This is a genomic window from Fundidesulfovibrio putealis DSM 16056 (assembly GCF_000429325.1).
GTDB lineage: Bacteria > Desulfobacterota > Desulfovibrionia > Desulfovibrionales > Desulfovibrionaceae > Fundidesulfovibrio > Fundidesulfovibrio putealis.
The window spans coordinates 133,745-150,564 of record NZ_AUBQ01000005.1; the positions used below are offsets into that span (position 1 = coordinate 133,745).

Sequence of the window (16,820 nt, forward strand, 5' to 3'; positions counted from 1 at the left end):
CAAAAGAAAACGGCCCGGAAGCTATTCGCTTCCGGGCCGTCCGTATTTCTTCTGTCATGCGGGCAATTCCCGCCTCGCGTCAGCCTTACTTCTTGTCGGCCTTCTCTTCGGCCTTCTCTTCGGCCTTCTCGTCCTCGGCCCTCTTCTCGGCAGCCTTTTTGGCCTTCTCGTCCTCGGCCTTCTGGGCCTCGGTTTTCACGCCGCAGGCCAAGGGCCACACTTCGTCGATCTGGTCGATCAGCTGCACCTTGATCTTGCCGCGCAGGTCCGACGGGATGTCCGCCAGGTCCTTTTCGTTGCGCGAGGGGATCAGCACCCGCTTCATGCCGGCGCTCACGGCCGCCAGGATCTTCTCCTTGATGCCGCCCACCGGCAGCACGCGCCCGCGCAGGCTAATCTCGCCGGTCATGGCGATGTCGTTGCAGATGGGCGTGTTGGTCAGCGCCGAAATGAGCGCCGTGACCAGGGTCACGCCCGCCGAAGGCCCGTCCTTGGGGGTCGCGCCTGCGGGGATGTGGATGTGCACGTCGTGCTTTTCCAGGAAGGTCGGGTCGATGCCCAGCTTCTCGGACTTGGAGCGCGCGTAGGACATGGCCGCCTGGGCCGACTCCTTCATCACGTCGCCGAGCTTGCCGGTCATGATGAGGGCGCCCTTGCCAGGCATGGTGGTCACCTCGATGTGCAGGATCACGCCGCCCACGGGGGTCCAGGCCAGGCCCACGGCAACGCCCGGCGGCAGTTCGCGCTCGGTCTCCTCCTCCTGGTAGGTGGGGATTCCCAGGAGCTTGGGCAGCATCTTGGCGGTCACCTTGAAGGGGCCTTTCTCACCCTCGGCCTTCTTGCGGGCAAGCTTGCGGCAGATGGAGCCCACTTCGCGCTCCAGGTTGCGAAGGCCCGCCTCGCGCGTGTATTCGCGGATGGTCTTGCCCAGCACCTGATCGGTCATCTCCAGGTCGGTCTTCTTCAGGCCGTTTTCCTTGATCTGGCGGGGCAGCAGGTACTTGCGCGCGATCTTCACCTTCTCCTGCTCGGTGTAGCCGGGGATGCGGATGACCTCCATGCGGTCCAGCAGCGGGCCGGGGATGGTGTCCAGCATGTTGGCGGTGCACACGAACATCACCTTGGACAGGTCGAAAGGCACGCCAAGGTAATGGTCCTGGAAGGAGAAGTTCTGCTCGGGGTCCAGCACCTCAAGCAGCGCCGAGGTGGGATCGCCCCGGTAGTCCGCGCCGACCTTGTCTATCTCGTCCATCATGATGACCGGGTTCTTGGTCCCGGCGCTCTTGATGGACTGGATGATGCGGCCCGGCATGGCCCCGATGTAGGTGCGCCGGTGGCCGCGAATCTCGGCCTCGTCGCGCATGCCGCCAAGCGACATCCGCACGAACTTGCGGCCGAGCGATCTGGCGATTGACCGGCCCAGGCTGGTCTTGCCGACGCCTGGAGGCCCGACGAAGCACAGAATGGGGCCTTTCATCTTGGGGTTCAGCTTGCGCACCGAGAGGTATTCAAGGATGCGTTCCTTGACCTTCTCGAGGCCGTAGTGGTCTTCCTGCAGGATGGAGTGGGCCTGCTTGATGTCCAGGCGGTCCTTGGACATCTTCTTCCAGGGCAGCTCCGTGAGCCAGTCCAGATAGGTGCGGATCACCGAGGCCTCGGAGGAATCCGGGTGCATGGACGACAGCCGCTTGAGCTGCTTGTCGGCCTCGGGCCTGACGTCCTTGGGGAGCCCGGCCTTTTCGATGGCCTGGCGCAGCTCCTCGAGCTCTTCGGTCTCCTCCTGGCCCTCGCCCAGCTCCTTGCGGATGGCCTTCATCTGCTCGCGCAGGAAGAAGTCCTTCTGGGCCTTGTCCATTCCTTCCTTGGCCATGGACTGGATCTTGGCCTGCATGGAGGCGACCTCCACCTCCTTGTTGAGCTGGGTGTTCACCAGCTCCAGGCGCTCAACCGGACCCAGGGTCTCAAGTATTTTCTGGGCCTCCTCGACCTTCATGCGCAGGTTGGAGGCGATGAGGTCGGCCAGTCGGCCCGGCTCGTTCACGGAGTTCAGCACGCTCATGATGTCGGTGGCGGAGATGCCGCGCAGCGACAGGATCTTCTCGCTCTGTTCGCGGGCGGCGCGCATCATGGCTTCCTCGCCCACGCCCACTTCCTTGAGTTCGGTTTCTTCCAGCACCTCGGCCACGGCCTCCAGGTGCGGTTCGGTCTTGATGAAGCGGCGCACGCGGGCGCGCGTCAGGCCCTGCACCAGCACCTTCAGGCGTCCGTCGGGCATCTTCAGCATGCGCATGATCATGCCCACGGTGCCGGTGACGTACAGGTCGTCCGGTCCGGGCTCGTCCACCTTCTCGTCCTTCTGGGTGAGGATGAGGATGTAGCGGTTGGAGTTGAGCGCGGCGTCCACGGCGGCGACCGATTTCTCCCTGCCCACGAACAGCGGCAGGATCATGTAGTTGAAGACCACGATGTCTCGCACCGGCAGGACGGGCAGGATGGCCGGAATGTCCAGCTTGGCCTGATCCGGTCCCGGAGCGGACGGGTCTTCGGACACGGGGTGCTCCACGGGTTCTTCCGGCAGAACGGTGAGGATGGGGTCGTTTTCTATGGTCATGGATCGCTCCTTGGTGGCGACTAATGCTTTATCTGGAAATCGGGATGGTCCGGCTCGCCCTCGACGAGGGTGGTCACGACTTCGTCCACCCGGCTCAAAAGCGGCCCCTTGCGCAGGCGGCGGGCGAAGTCCTCCATGGCCTGGTCCAGGCCCTGGACCAGGGCCTCCACGCGTCCGTCGGGCAGGTTGCGCGTCCAGCCGCACAGACCAAGCTCCAGGGCCTGTCGGAACACGAAGGCCCGGAAGCCGACTCCCTGCACACGCCCGCTGGCCAGACTAGTGAAGACTCTTCCCCATACGCCTCCCTTGAACGAAGCCGCGCGCTCCCGGACTCACACAGGCGCTCCGGAAGGTGCCGCAGGATGAGGGCCTGCAACTTCCTTACATCAACCGGGCCTTCTTGAAACTGAAAAAATTCTTTCCCGCCACGATTACGTGGTCCAGCACCTTCACGCCAAGCCCGTGGGCGGCCAGGGTCACCTGCCGGGTGATGTCCTGGTCGGCCTTGGAGGGCTTGGGGTCCCCGCCAGGATGGTTGTGCACCATGACCACTCCGGCTGCTTTCCGCGTGAGCGCAAGCGCCAGGATTTCGCGGGGATAGACCGGCGTCTGGTCCACCGTGCCCTGGCTTACGCGCTCCCAGCCGAGCACCTTGTTGGCTCCGTCCAGCAGCAGCACCCAGAACTCCTCGGAGGGCAGATGCCCCAGGCGTTCGCGCGCCAGATCGGCCACAACCTTTGGGTCGTCCACCAGCACCCGGTCGTGCACGTCCTGTTCGCCGAGGCGGGCCAGAAACTCCCGCCAGAGCGTCCAGAACCCCAAAAGCCCCTCGCCCATGCCCTCCAGGCCGATAAGTTCGGTGTCGCGGGCCTGATACACGCCGCGCAAGGTGCCGAAACGGTCCAGCAGGGCCTTAGCCAGGGGTTTGTTGTCCTTGCGGGGGTTGGCGTAGCCCAGGAGCAGTTCAAGGATCTCATAGTCCGCAAGCGAGCGAGAATCCTGGCGCAAACGGTCTTTCAGGCGGCTTCTGTGCCCCAGGTAATGCGGGCGATCCTTTTTTGTAAGCATGCTCATGCCTTTGCGCAAGTCCTGGAGGCGGATTTGAGGCAAAAAGATGGAAAAACCAACCCTGAGGGAAAGGAGTACTGGAATCCGGCCCGCTTTTCAAAGCATAATAGGTCAGGAGCGCGATCTTACCCGGGCGAAAAGCAGGTGCAAATCGGCCACCAGCATCTCCATGGCCTGGTCGGGCGACTTGACGCCGGACTTCACAGAGGATTCGGCGTCCATGGCCAGGTCGAACAGCCGGGCCAGGCCAGCCGGGCCGAGGCGCGAGGCCATGGGCGTCTTCAGCTTCTTCACGTAGGGGTGCACCCTGCACTCCGGGTCCTCGTGCAGGAGTTGCCACATGGTCCGGGCCTCGCGCGTGAGGATGGCCAGGAACTGGAACAGGAAGCCATCGTCGCTGGAGAGCTGGTGGCCGAACACCGTGCGCCACACGCCCGCCGCGTCGCGCCCTTCCTCCAGGGCCTTCAGAAATCCGAAAATGTCGAGTTCCGCCTCTTCGCTCAATAGCTCCAGGGTGTCCTGGGTGATCACCCCGTCCGTGGCGGCCAGCTCCAGCTTTTCCAGCTCGCGGGCGCAGGCGGTCATGTCGCGCGGCAGCAGGCGCACCAGCTCCTGGAGCACGCCCTTGCCGAAGTTCAGGCGGTGGGCGTTGGCCCAGTCGCGCAGGGTGGGCATCATGTTCTCCTCGGTCAGCCCCGGAGAAATCCACACCCAGCCCTTTTTCTGGCCCACTTTCCAGTACGGCCGCTCGGACAGCCCGCGAGGCAGGGACGGCCCCTTCTTGGGGTCGTGCTGGCCCTCCAGGCAGATGACCGGCCAGACGTGCTGGTTGAAACCCGCCAGCGGGCGCGCGAGCTTCTCCCAGAAGTCCGAAAGGAGGCCCTCGGCGCGCCTGAGCACCACGGCCTTGGGCTGGGCGAACAGGCTGACGGTGGCCAGGGCCTGCCAGTAGGCCACGTCGAAGTCGTCGGCGTCGCCCCAGAACACCTGCCGGGCGAAGCCGCCGCCGGAGGAGGCCATGAGCCGCTCCAGGTGGCGCTTGAGCATTTCGGGGTCCGGGCAGACCAGAAAGGAGAATCCGGGGCGGTCGGTCATGGGATTTTGGGAGTCCTGTGTTTTGTGTCGTTGGTCCTGGGTACGCTGGCAAAAGGCCGGGCGTCCAGCCTGAACAGGGTGCGGCGCTTCAGGGCCTGGGTAAGCCAGCCGGTCTGCGCCATCAGCAGATACAGCCAGCGCGGGAGCAGGGGCCTCGCGGCAAGATCGATAGCCTCCTGCGGGATGGGCAGGCCGCTTGCCAGAGCCTCGGCGGCCAGCGTCAGGGCGCGGCGCAGGGGACAGGTGACTCGCCCGCGCGTTTCCAGGGCCTTGCCGTTCACTGCGCCGCCAGCGCTAACGCCCAGGCCCCCGGCCCACTGGAGCCCGGCCCGTTTGGCAAAGAGGCGGCAGACGTCCAGACTCAGGGCCGTGTGTTCGACCTCCGGAAAGCCGCAGTTGAACACGGCGCACAACCGCCGGGCTCCTGGCAGCGGTGTTTGCTCACCGGCCAGGAATTCCAGGGCGCGCATCACGGCGGCGGGGGGCGCGTCCACATACACGGGCGAGGCCAGCACCACCAGATCCGCCCCCAGGTACGCGCCCAGGAGCCGGGCGCGGCCCTCCTGGGTCTCCAGGAGTCCGGTCAGGCGAAGGGTCTCGCACTCGAAGCCCTTGGCTGCAAGCGCGTCCAGCATGGCCTGCCCCAGCACCTGGGAGGTGCTCCTGTCGCGGGGGCTGCCCACCAGGAGCAGGGCCTTGCTCACGACGCAGCCTCCCCAGGCTGGCTTGTGAGGGAATCCAGCACGGCCAGACAGGCCTCGCGCTGGGCGGACCAGGGCCGGTCGTGGCTGAGGGTCAGCTGCGCCCAGGCCGGTGCGCGCAGATTGAAGGCGTTGCGCGCAACCAGTCGGGAGAAGACGTCCTGAGCCTCGCGGTCCGGTGCGGGCAGCCAGCCCACGCCCAGGAACGCCGGATAGCGGGCGTAGCGGGGCTTGTGGCGCGTGAGGCCATTGGGCTCCGGCGTCTCGAAAAAGGGCGACACCAGACAGATCATCCGGTCCAGGAGCTTCTTGGCCGTGGAGTTCCAGGCTCCGAAGGACAACGGCGAGAAGAACACGGCCAGCTCCGAGGCAAGGTAGGCCCTGGCCGCGATCTCCGAGGCGTCGGAAACCGGGCAGCGGCCCGGCGTAGCCGTCCAGCAGGCGAAGCAGCCCCGGCAGGGGGCCATGGGAAGATCCGCCAGCCCAAACACGTCCACGGCGTGGCCCGCGTCGGACAGTGCGCGGCGCAGGGCGTCCGACCCCTGGCGGCAGGCGTCGCTGACAGGCGGGGTCGCATCGAAGAGGACGGCTCGCATGACGGGGTTTTCCCCGGCTTCGCCGCCTGCGTCAATCGTTTCCGTGCGGGTGGGATTGCGGGTACGGCAATGCCGTTCCCGGCGCTTTACCCGCGTGGGCGGGCAATAGCTTGGAACCCTTCCAGACTTCGCCTTGGCGTTTTCTTTTTTCGCGCTTGGCCGTATCGTCACCGGGCATTCGAATCCGCATGGAGTCCGCATGGCCGCGCCCGTATCCCTCTGGTCCATCTTCAAGGCATTTTTCGTTGTCGGTTCAACTGCCTACGGAGGCCCGGCCATGATGCCCGCCCTTCGCCGCGAGGTGGTGGACAAGCGCGCCTTCCTAAGCCGCGAGGAGTTCCGTCTGGGCCTGGGGCTGTGCCAGACCATCCCCGGCGGCACGCTCATGCAGCTGTCGGCCTACATCGGGCTCGGGATGCGCGGCCTGTGGGGCGCGCTGGTGGCCTATGCGGGCTTTTCGCTCCCGGCCTTTCTTCTCATGACGCTCATCTCCGGCTTCTACGTGGAGCTTCGCGCCGCGCCCCTGGCCCACGCGGTGGCCTCGGGCCTCAAGGTTGTCGTACTTGCCATCTGTCTGATGTCCTGCCTGGATTTCGTGAAGCGCTTCGCGCCCACACGCCGCCATCAGGCCTTCACGGCAGGCGCGGCGGCCCTGTTCCTGGCAGGGGTGGGCGTGATCCCCATCGTGTTGGGCGCTGCCGTGGCCGGGATGCTCTTCCTGGACCCCGGCCCGGCACCGGATACGGGGCCGGATGCCGTGATGGACACGCGCGGGGCCTTGCGCCTGGCGATCATCATGGGCGCGGTGCAGCTTGCCTGCCTGGGGGCGCTGTTCGTCTTCGACCGGCTGCTTTTCGATCTGGCCGTGTCCATGATAAAGGTGGATATGCTGGCGTTCGGCGGCTTCGGCATCTTCCCGGTGATGTTCGCCGAAGTGGTTGAGCACCGGGGCTGGCTGGACGAGTCCACCTTCATCGAGGGCATGGCCCTGGCCCAGGTGACTCCCGGCCCGAGCCTTTTGGCCTCGGCCTTCATCGGCTACATGGTGCGCGGCGTGGCCGGGGCTGCGGTGGCCTCGGTGGGCATCTTCGCCGTGTCCTTCGTGGTGGTGCTGGCCGCGGCCCATTACCGCGACCGCATCGTGGGCTCGCGCCGGGCAAGGCAAGTCTTGTCCGGGGTGCTGGCCACGCTCGGCGGCATGATCGTGGCCGTGAGCTTCGCCTTGTCCAAGGCCGTGGACTGGGGTTGGCCCGCCGCCGTGCTCCTCGTTCTGACACTGGCCGCGCTGGCCAAAAAGATACCCGTGTACTGGATCGTGCTGGGGGCGTCCTGCCTGTCCATGCTCATCCTCCGGTAAAAGGACCCGCAATGACCCCATCCCCCAGCGTCTGGCGCATCTTTTTGACGTATCTGCGAATCGGCGCGTCCGCTTTCGGCGGCCCCGGTATGTTGCCTTTTATCCGGAATCGGCTGGTGGACCGCCTGGGCTGGTTCACCAACGACGAATTCAAGACCGGGCTGGCCCTGGTGCAGTCCATCCCCGGCGGACCGCTGGTGCAACTGGCCGCCTACCTGGGCCACGCCAAGGCCGGGCTCCCCGGCGCGCTGGCGGCCTTCGCCGGGTTCGCCCTGCCAGCCTGGGCCATGATTACCGCTTTTGCAATTATCTACCAGAAAACCGCCGACCTGCCCGCCATGCTGGGGGCGCTGGTGGGCCTGAAAGTCGTCGTTGTCGCGGTGTGCTTCATGGCCAGCCTGGACTTCCTGGGCCGTTACGCCAGGACAGCCATGCAGCGCGGCCTGGCTGGCGGCGCGTGCGTGCTGTTCCTCATAGGCCTCAAGCCGTTCATGCTGATTCTGGGCGGCGCGATAATCGGTGTTCTGACCTTCAAGGGTGAGCCCCGCAAGCCCCACATCGCAAACGGCGAGCCCCAGAGCTGGAAGACCCCGCTGGCCCTTCTGGGGCTTTACGTCCTGTTCCTGGTAGGCTGCGCGCTGCTGGAGTCCCCCATGCTGCGCTTCGCCCTGTCCATGGGCAAGGTGGATCTTCTGTCCTTCGGCGGGTTCGGGGCCTTCCCCATGATGTACGCCGAGGTGGTGCGGGCCAGGGGCTGGCTGGACGAGCGCACCTTCATGGACGCCATGGCCATGTCCCAGGTGACGCCCGGTCCGTTTCTGCTGGTGTCGGCCTTTGTGGGCTACCAGCTCAAGGGGATGCTTGGCGCGGTGATCGGCGGCATCGCCGTGTTCGCGCCGTCGTTTCTCATGGTGATGGCGGCCATCCGCATGAAGGACAGCGTTTTGTCCTCGGACTGGGCGCACAAGGCTCTGGCAGGCGTGTTGGCCATACTGTCCGGGCTTATCCTGGCCGTGGCCGTGAGCTTCGCCAAAGCCGTGGACTGGCAATGGCCCCAGGGCGTCCTGCTGGTGCTGGCGCTTGCCGCCCTGGCCAGGAAGGTGGACATCCTCTGGGTGGTGCTGGGAGGAGCCCTGGCCAGCGCGCTGCTGTTCTGATTCTTCCGGGGGGGGCGGCGAAGTTTCCACGACAAAAATGTGGGGAAATCTTCAATTTTGAAAACTTCGCCGCCCTTCCTGTCTTGCCTACGCAATACAATATTGTTAAGAACGCCCTGCCTTGGCGCGGAGCCGACACTTTTGTGTGGGTTCTCGTGCGGAAAAAAGTCAGGCGTGTCCGCTCTTTGGCGAGTTCCTGCGCGGTTGTGATGCACCAAGGGAAATCGTCCTGCGCAAAAACGAGCACCGGGTGCCCGTTTTTTTACGCCTGCGCATCCCCATTCCGACGATCAGCCCTTTCCCAGGAGGCCCACCCATGATCCAGGCCGGTGACACCGCGTTCATCCTTATCTGCGCCGCCCTCGTCCTGCTTATGACGCCCGGTCTGGCCCTGTTCTACGGGGGCATGGTCCGGCGCAAGAACGTGCTCGGCACCCTGATGCAGAGCTTCATCATGATCTCGCTCGTCACCATCGAGTGGGTCTATCTGGGCTACTCCATGAGCTTCGGCCCCGACGTGTCCGGCATCATCGGCGACCTCTCCTGGGCCGGGCTCGCAGGCGTCGGAGCCGCCCCCAACCCCGACTACGCGCCCACCATTCCCCACGCCGTGTTCATGATCTACCAGTGCATGTTCGCGGTGATCACCCCGGCGCTCATCACCGGAGCCTTCGCCGAGCGCGTTCGCTTCAGCTCCTTCGTGGTGTTCAGCGTGGCCTGGGCGGTGCTTGTGTACAACCCGGTGTGCCACTGGGTGTGGGGCAACGGCGGGTTCCTGAAGGCCATGGGCGTGCTGGATTTCGCGGGCGGCATCGTGGTGCACCTGACCTGCGGCGCGGCGGCGCTGGCCTCGGTCATGGTCATCGGGCCCCGCAAGGACCACGGCAGGCGTCAGTTCTTCCCCCACAGCCTGCCCATGACGCTTCTGGGCACCGGGCTCCTGTGGTTCGGCTGGTTCGGCTTCAACGCGGGCAGCGCCCTGGCCGCCGACGGCGTTGCCGGGTCGGCCTTCGTGGCCACGCACCTGGGCGGCATGGCGGGCATGGCCATGTGGACCGTGGTGGAGTGGTTCTACCAGGGCAAGCCCACGACGCTTGGCGCGGCCTCAGGCGCGGTGGCGGGCCTTGCCACCATCACACCGGCTGCCGGGTTCGTCACGGCCAACTCCGCCGTGCTCATCGGCCTGACCGCCGGGTTCTGCTGCTACTGGGCCGTGGTGCTCAAATCCAAGCTGCACTTCGACGACAGCCTGGACGTGGTGGGCATCCACGGCCTTGGCGGCGTGATCGGCACGCTCATGGCCGGTCTTCTGGCCACCAAGGGGGTCAACCCCAACGGCGCGGACGGCCTGTTCTACGGCAACGCGGCCCAGCTTGGCGTCCAGGCCCTTGGCATCGCCATCGTGGGAGTGTATGCTTTTGCGGTGAGTTACGTGGTGCTCAAGCTGGTCAACGCCTTCATGGGCCTGCGCGTCTCGCCGGACAACGAAGGCATCGGCCTGGATGTGGCCGAACACAACGAAGCCGCCTACAGCGAATAAGCGAGGATTCGGGCCATGAAGAAGATCGAGATCATAACGCGCCCCCACATCGTGGAGGACGTGAAGCAGGCTTTGACCGCCATGGGCGTCCTGGGCATGACCGTCACCCAGGTGAAGGGATTCGGACGCCAGCGAGGCCACACCGAGATCTACCGTGGAGCCGAGTATCAGGTTGATTTCGTGCCCAAGGTCAAGATCGAGGTGGTCATCGACGACGAGCGCGTCGCCGCCGTGCTTGACGCCGTGACCAAGGCCGCCCGCACCGGGCAGGTAGGCGACGGCAAGATCTTCGTGATGCCCGTGGACGACATCGTGCGCATCCGCACCGGAGAGACCGGGCACGACGCCATCTAGTGTCGCGTTTTTGAAAAACATGAAATGTTTTTCAAAAATAAATTAAATGGTTCTCTTGGTTTAGGTTTGAAAATCGTGTGAAGTTGCTTTGGTAGCCACGCACTAAGCCTTCCCTTCATTATAAGAAGAAAGCAAACGCCGGGGGCGTCGCACATGCGACGCCCTCTTTCTTTGCGCGCCGTGTGTTTGCTTGCGATGCCGATTGCGCTAGACTGCCCCCATGACGCTTGCATCCGCCATCATCCTGCTGATTCTGGTCATGGACCCCCTGGGGAACATCCCGTTCTTCGTCTCGGTGCTGAAAAAAGTGCCGCGGGAGCGAAAGCGCCGGGTGATCGCGCGCGAGCTGGTCATCGCGCTGTGCGTGCTGGTATTCTTCCTGTTTCTCGGGCCGCAGCTCCTGAAACTGTTGGGCATCTCCGGGCCGTCGCTCAGCATCGCCGGGGGCATCGTGCTGTTGCTCATCGCCATCAAGATGGTCTTCCCCAGCCACGACGACCTAGTGGAGGAGGAGCACGCCGAGCCTCTGGTGGTGCCGCTCGCGATCCCCTACGTGGCCGGGCCGTCGTCCCTGGCCACGGTGATGCTCATGGCCAGCGGCGAGCCCTCGCGCTGGGCGGACTGGCTTCTGGCGCTGGTCTGCGCCTGGCTGGCCACCGGGCTGGTGCTGCTCTTGTCAGTGGAGCTTGAGAAGCTCTTGGGCAAGCGCGGCATGGTCGCCCTGGAGCGGCTCATGGGCATGATATTGACCGCCATCGCCGTGGAGATGGCCCTGACCGGCGTGGCCGACTTTCTGGCCGCCCACGCGGCGGGGAAGTAGGGGGAGGCGGGAATGGCTGAGACCGAAAGCTGCATTGCGGGCAGGGAAAGGGCAGAGAGGCGATAGGGCGAGGGGAAGCGGCAGGAAGAAGGAAGGGTGTCGATAGGGCAAGGGGAGACGGCAGGGAGAGGGAAAGGTGTCGGAAGAAGGCCTCCGGCGGCCAAAGGGGCGAGCCCCTTTGGAAACCCGTATAGGTCTGCGTTTCCAGGCTGTGTTGGTGCTGGAGCGGTCTCTTTTGGGCCTGGAACGCTGGAACGCTGGAATGCTGGGACGATGTTCAGGATGCGGGTGATTGCGGGGGCGGGCTCGTGAACGTGCGCGTCCCGAAGTCGCAGCGCTACAGCCCGGCTTCCGGCTCTTCCAGGATGCGCCGGGCCAGGGCCGCATCCTCGGTGATGCGCGCCTTGAGCTCCTCGATGCCCGAAAACTTCTTCTCGCTGCGCAGTCGCTGCACGAAGTGCAGGTCCACGGATTTGCCGTAAAGGTCCCCGCAGTAGTCGAAGATGTGGGCCTCCAGGCTCAGGTGGTCGCCGCCGAAGGTGGGGTTGGTGCCGATGTTGGCCACCCCCGCCCAGGTCTGCTCGCCCTTGGAGAGCCATACTGCGTATACGCCGGATTTGGGCAGCAGCTGATCGCGCGCGTCCACGTTGGCCGTGGGGAAGCCCAGAAGTTTGCCGCCCCGGTCCGCGCCGTGAATAACCTCGCCGCGCACCTTGTGGAAGCGGCCCAAAAGCGGCTTAACGTCCCATACGTCGCCAGAAAGCAGCATGTCCCGGATGCGCGTGGAGCTCACCACCGCGTCTTCCACCATCACCGGGCCCAGGCGTTCCAGCAGAAATCCCATGCTGCGGCCAAGCTTGCCCAGGGTGGCGTAGTCGCCGCTGCGCCCTTTCCCGAAGGCCCAGTCGTGGCCGATGATAAGCTCCTTCATGCCCAGGTCGCGCACCAGGCAGTCGCGCACGAACTCCTCCGGCTCCAGCGCCGCGAAGGCGCGGGTGAAGGGCAACACCAGACAGGCCTCGATGCCGCACTCGGCGATCAGCTCAAGCTTCACGTCAGGGGTGGTCAGGCGCGGGGGGGCCTCCTTGCCGAGCAGCACCCGGCGCGGATGCGGCTCGAAGGTGACGGCCAGGCTGACCGCGTTCAGGACCTTGGCGCGTTCGCGCACGCGGTGCAGGAGCTTCTGGTGGGCCAGGTGCACGCCGTCGAAGTTGCCGATGGTCAGGCAGGAGCTGGTCAGGACGCCTTCGAGGTCGTCGAATGTACGGGCTACGATCATGGTTTTTCCGGTGGGCCGAAGGGGCGGGGGACACGCTACAGCAAAGAGCCGGAGGGTTCAACTCCGGAAAATTTTCAGGAAACTGAAAAAAGTGCTTGCCAAGCGACGAGGTTGAGTCTAGATACGACTCTCCCGACGACGTGCCGAAGTGGTGGAATTGGTAGACACGCTAGGTTCAGGGTCTAGTGGGGGCAACTCCGTGGAGGTTCGAGTCCTCTCTTCGGCACCATCGACAGCAACAGGCTGGGCAGAAATGCCCGGCCTTTCTGCTTTTATAAAGACTGGATTTCTCACAACTCCTGCCAGTACAGTCCGTTTAGGTCCGGGGAGACGGATCACTGTCCCGCAATTCCACACAGGGCCTCCTTTTCAGGGTAACTGCACCGGCTTTGTTCCTCCGGCGTTCACCCGAGAGCCCTCATGGGCGGGAGGTTCCGTGCCGACAGGAATCTCCCTTCCGTGCCGCAGCCGGCCGCGGCGCGAATCTTCCGGACAAGTCAACTGACCTGCCCGGTCGGCCCGATGCAGTAATGGGCCTCGAAAACAATCTGGACCAAAACGTCTTGCTGTCGTATTCCTTATAGAACGATTCGGCGGATGAATGCGGTCTTTTAGCACCCCCGACAGGCTGTTATGATCAAGAAAGTTGTCAGTCTTTTCGTTGTTTGCTCCGCACTGGCAGTTGCCTGGTTTCTTGTGCGGGATGACAGCCCGCGCGTGCGCGTGGTCGGAATCGTGCTGTTCACCACCAACAACGTGGAAACCGTGGACGGTTTCAAGGAAGGCATGGCCGCTCTGGGTTGGGTGGAAGGGGTTTCCGTGCGCTACGTATACCCCGAAGCCGCCTCTGACGCCCGGACGCTCGCCGAGAACGTGCGCGAGGTGCTGGCAGCCAAGCCGGACCTGCTGTTCGCGTCGCCTACCCCCGCTGCCATGGCCTCCCGGAAGGCAGCCGCCCCGCTTGGGATTCCCGTCATCTTCGCTCCAGTGAACAATCCCGTCGCGGCGGGACTTGTGGAGAATCTTGCACGGCCCGAGGCCAACGTCACCGGAGTCGGCCTGGCCCCGAGCGAGGGGCGCAGGCTCCAGTCGCTCGTCTCGCTGCGCCCCGGCATGCGCGTCGTCTCCGTGCCCTACAATCCCGCCGACGTGAGCGCCCAGGCCTCCCTGGAACAGCTCGGGCGGTGTTCGAAGGAACTGGGGGTGAGCATCAAGCCGGTCCCCATGCGGGAGCACGACACGCCCGAGGACCTGGATACGATCATCCCCGCGGATGCGGACGCCGTGTTCCTTCCCCGCGACGCCATGGTCATGTCGCACTACAAGACCTTCAACGACCTGGCCGTGCGCCGCCGCATCCCCATGTCCACGCCCCGGCTGGACCAGGTGGAGGACGGCGTGCTGACCGGCTACGGCTTCATCGGCAGGGAGATAGGCAGGCAGTCCGCGTCCATGGCGCATCAGGTGCTCATGGGCACGAATGTGTCCAACGTGCCCGTGGAGACCGCGCGGGATTTCCTGTTTTTGAACCTGGGCACGGCGCAGGCAATAGGCCTTGACGTTCCGGACTCGATACTGCGGCAGACGCACTACGTGTTCAGGCCGGAGGAGCCGCAGCAATGAACCGGCTGGGATCGCTCCTGTTCATCATGCTCCTTGGGGTCGCGGTGGCCCCCATGCTGGCCCTGGGCCTGCTTCTGGGCTGGAAGGGGTATGCGAACCAGCTGGAGAACGAGCATCGGTACGCATCCAGTCTGGCGGCGGACGCCGGATCGCGCCTCACCCGCGAGATGGGCCGGGTAGCCCAGGACGCCCTCTCCCTGGGGCGCTTCCGTGACCTCTTCGCCTTGACGCCCGCCGAGATGGCCGACAACCTCATGGAATTCCTGGCCTTCGAGTCGGCAATTCGGGAGGTTGCCCTGCTCGACGCGCAGGGAATGCAGCTCGCCAGGGCCGGGGCTTTCAAGGCCCACTCGCTCCAGGAGCGCCGCGATTATTCCGCAAACAAGAGCTTCCAGGACGCCGTATCCAGCGCCGTCCCCATGTTCTCGCTGGCGCGGGTGGACCCGGACGTCAACGAGCCGCTCATGGACTTGTTCGTGCCGTTCGTTGATCCCCGCTCGGGAAAGGTCCAGGGCGTGGCGGCATGCACGCTCAAGCTCTCCCTGCTGCACGATCTGACCCGGGAGCTCTCCGTGCTCCCGCACCAGCAGGTGCTGATCACGTCGGGCGGCCGCGTGGTGGCGGCGCCCAACATGGGCACCGTGCTGGCCGGGATCACCTACGCCCCGGTCAACGCTCCAGGCATTCAGTTCGGTCCTCAGGGGGGCAAGGTTGTGACGGGCTCCTATTCCACCGAGATCGGCGGGCAAGACTTCACCGCCGTGGCGGTGCTGGATGCAGAGCACGCCATGAAGCCGTATTTTCATTCCGTGGGGATTTATCTCCTGGTGTTTTCAGGCGGCCTGCTGCTGGCGGCGGCGACGGCTTATGCGGCCAGGCAGCGTCTGATGGCACCCCTGGCCATGCTCACCGACACGGCCCGCGCCATCCGCAACGGCGACCTGTCTGCCAGGGCGCGGGGCGAAGGGCTCTACGAGACGCAGCAGCTGGCGGATAGCTTCAACGACATGACCTCGCGGCTGGTGGGGTCGCTCCAGAAGCTGAGCGATGAAGCGGCCAGCCGCGAGGCCGCCCAGGCCGCCCTGAGGGAAAGCCAGGAGCGCCTCGACCTTGCCCTGGCGGCGGTGAGCGACGGTCTCTGGGACTGGCAGGTGGAGTCCGGGCTCACCTACTTCAGCGCCCGCTGGTTCAGCATGCTTGGCTACGAGCCAGGAGAACTCCCCTCCCACTACGAGACCTGGCGCTCCCTGCTGCACCCTCAGGATGTGGTCCGCGCGCAGGACACTGTGCGCAGCCACATGCAAAGCGGCGTCGGGTTCGAAATGGAAGTGCGCATGCACTGCAAGGACGGCAGCTGGAAATGGGTTCTGAGCCGGGGGCGGGTGGTGGCGTGGGGGCCTGACGGCGAACCCTTGCGCGTGGTGGGCACGCACACGGACATCACCGAGCGCAGGCACATGCTGGACATGATGGTCCAGTCCGAGAAGATGCTCTCGGTCGGGGGCCTCGCGGCGGGGATGGCCCACGAGATCAACAACCCGCTGAGCGGCATCATCCAGAGCGCCCAGGTGGTCCTGTCGCGCCTCGCGTCCGACTCCCGGGCCAACCGGGAGGCCGCCCTGGCGTCCGGCTGCACGCTCGAGGCCCTGCGCGAGTTCGCCAAGAGGCGCGACATCAAGGGGATGGTCGAGTCCATGCGCGATTCCGCGGTCCGGGCCGCTCGCATCGTGGGGGACATGCTGGAATTCAGCCGCAAAAGCACCTCGGAAGAGGTCCTGGTGGACGTAAACACCCTGCTGGACAAAAGCGTGGAGCTCTCCTCCGCCGACTATGACCTGAAGAAGAAATACGATTTCCGCCACATCGCCATTGTGCGCGACTACGCCAGGGACCTGCCCCAGGTGCGCTGCTCCGCGCCGCAGATAGAGCAGGTGCTGGTCAATCTTCTTCGCAATGCGGCCCAGGCCCTCTCCGTGGGAACGTGCGACGGCGCGCCTCCCAGGATCATGCTGCGCACGAGCTTTTGCGACGGCCACGTCTGCATCGGCGTCCAGGACAACGGCCCCGGCATTCCGGAGGAACAGCGTGGACGAATCTTCGAGCCGTTCTTCACCACAAAGCCCGTGGGCGAGGGGACGGGGCTCGGGCTGTCGGTGTCCTACTTCATCGTGGCCAACAACCATCAGGGAGCCTTCGAGCTGGAGACGCCCCCGGAAGGCGGCACGCGCTTCGTGGTGAAGCTCCCGGCCTGACGCGCAGAGCATCCGGACCAGCGTTTCTTCCGGTGTCCCGCCCGATGATGTCGGCGGGCTCTTTCATCGTGAATCAGCCGCAGCGCAAACGGCGCTTCTTCCCATCGCGCTCCCGCAGCCAAGTCCATCCCAGGCTGATCAGCCCACATCCGTGGCTCGTCCATGCAAAAGCATGCGCTTGCGCGCGTACTCCAAAGCGCCAGGTGTTTGTGTTGTGTCTAGAATGGCATAAATGACTGAATCATTTCTTTACATTGGGAAGTTCTTACTGTCGATTTACTTGACATAAATCTGTTTGCTGCCCCAAGGCCGGATCTTAAGTATCAGATATTCAGGTTATTTCCCGTTTCTACATTTGGTATGCCTA

Annotated in this window: 14 protein-coding genes and 1 tRNA gene; 8 read left to right on the forward strand and 7 right to left on the reverse strand. The window is 64.8% G+C overall.

The window, feature by feature from the left end:
* Positions 1-85: 85 nt before the first annotated feature.
* The 6 genes from lon to G453_RS27775 form a co-directional block, all read right to left on the reverse strand.
* The gene (lon, locus tag G453_RS22630) at positions 86-2,611 is read right to left on the reverse strand and encodes an endopeptidase La (protein WP_084502134.1); all 2,526 of its coding nucleotides are present in this window, start codon (positions 2,609-2,611) and stop codon (positions 86-88) included.
* Positions 2,612-2,631: 20 nt separating this feature from the next.
* Positions 2,632-2,871: an acylphosphatase gene (locus G453_RS0105975; RefSeq protein ID WP_235731704.1), complete on the reverse strand. Its 240-nt coding sequence runs from the start codon at positions 2,869-2,871 to the stop codon at positions 2,632-2,634.
* Positions 2,872-2,992: 121 nt separating this feature from the next.
* Complete coding sequence (radC, locus tag G453_RS0105980) at positions 2,993-3,679, reverse strand: RadC family protein (RefSeq protein ID WP_027190319.1); 687 nt, start codon at positions 3,677-3,679, stop codon at positions 2,993-2,995.
* Between the two features lie 111 nt (positions 3,680-3,790).
* A complete protein-coding gene (locus G453_RS0105985) occupies positions 3,791-4,774 on the reverse strand; it encodes a DNA polymerase III subunit delta (RefSeq protein WP_027190320.1) in 984 nt (327 codons plus the stop codon).
* On the reverse strand, positions 4,771-5,478 hold the full coding sequence (locus G453_RS27070; RefSeq protein WP_027190321.1) for a flavodoxin family protein: 708 nt from the start codon (positions 5,476-5,478) through the stop codon (positions 4,771-4,773). Before G453_RS27070 ends, G453_RS0105985 begins: the two co-directional genes overlap by 4 nt.
* Positions 5,475-6,071: an NAD(P)H-dependent oxidoreductase gene (locus tag G453_RS27775; protein WP_027190322.1), complete on the reverse strand. Its 597-nt coding sequence runs from the start codon at positions 6,069-6,071 to the stop codon at positions 5,475-5,477. Before G453_RS27775 ends, G453_RS27070 begins: the two co-directional genes overlap by 4 nt.
* A 199-nt stretch (positions 6,072-6,270) precedes the next feature.
* On the opposite strand from G453_RS27775, the gene chrA (G453_RS22640) reads away from it, so the two are divergent.
* From chrA (G453_RS22640) to G453_RS0106020, 5 genes are all read left to right on the forward strand, one after another.
* Positions 6,271-7,428 carry a chromate efflux transporter gene (gene chrA, locus G453_RS22640; RefSeq protein ID WP_043644685.1) on the forward strand — a complete coding sequence of 386 codons (1,158 nt, stop codon included), beginning with the start codon at positions 6,271-6,273 and terminating at the stop codon, positions 7,426-7,428.
* 11 nt (positions 7,429-7,439) lie between these two features.
* On the forward strand, positions 7,440-8,585 hold the full coding sequence (chrA, locus tag G453_RS0106005) for a chromate efflux transporter (RefSeq protein ID WP_027190323.1): 1,146 nt from the start codon (positions 7,440-7,442) through the stop codon (positions 8,583-8,585).
* Between the two features lie 316 nt (positions 8,586-8,901).
* Entirely contained in the window at positions 8,902-10,125 is a 1,224-nt protein-coding gene (locus tag G453_RS0106010; protein ID WP_027190324.1) for an ammonium transporter, read from the forward strand.
* A gap of 15 nt (positions 10,126-10,140) precedes the next feature.
* On the forward strand, positions 10,141-10,479 hold the full coding sequence (locus G453_RS0106015; protein ID WP_027190325.1) for a P-II family nitrogen regulator: 339 nt from the start codon (positions 10,141-10,143) through the stop codon (positions 10,477-10,479).
* Positions 10,480-10,699: 220 nt separating this feature from the next.
* Positions 10,700-11,299, forward strand: coding sequence for a MarC family protein (locus G453_RS0106020; RefSeq protein ID WP_027190326.1), 600 nt, complete (start codon positions 10,700-10,702; stop codon positions 11,297-11,299).
* Positions 11,300-11,636: 337 nt separating this feature from the next.
* Here the strand turns inward: G453_RS0106020 and G453_RS0106025 are convergent, their stop codons facing one another.
* Complete coding sequence (locus G453_RS0106025) at positions 11,637-12,578, reverse strand: bifunctional riboflavin kinase/FAD synthetase (RefSeq protein ID WP_027190327.1); 942 nt, start codon at positions 12,576-12,578, stop codon at positions 11,637-11,639.
* Positions 12,579-12,720: 142 nt separating this feature from the next.
* Here G453_RS0106025 and G453_RS0106030 point away from each other — a divergent pair.
* The 3 genes from G453_RS0106030 to G453_RS26060 all read left to right on the forward strand — a co-directional run bounded on the left by G453_RS0106030 (position 12,721) and on the right by G453_RS26060 (position 16,453).
* Positions 12,721-12,807 (forward strand) — tRNA-Leu (locus G453_RS0106030).
* Between the two features lie 488 nt (positions 12,808-13,295).
* The gene (locus tag G453_RS0106035; RefSeq protein ID WP_169725297.1) at positions 13,296-14,201 is read left to right on the forward strand and encodes an ABC transporter substrate-binding protein; all 906 of its coding nucleotides are present in this window, start codon (positions 13,296-13,298) and stop codon (positions 14,199-14,201) included.
* A complete protein-coding gene (locus tag G453_RS26060) occupies positions 14,198-16,453 on the forward strand; it encodes a PAS domain-containing protein (RefSeq protein ID WP_027190329.1) in 2,256 nt (751 codons plus the stop codon). The genes G453_RS0106035 and G453_RS26060 overlap by 4 nt, the downstream gene beginning before the upstream one ends.
* Positions 16,454-16,820: the final 367 nt, after the last annotated feature.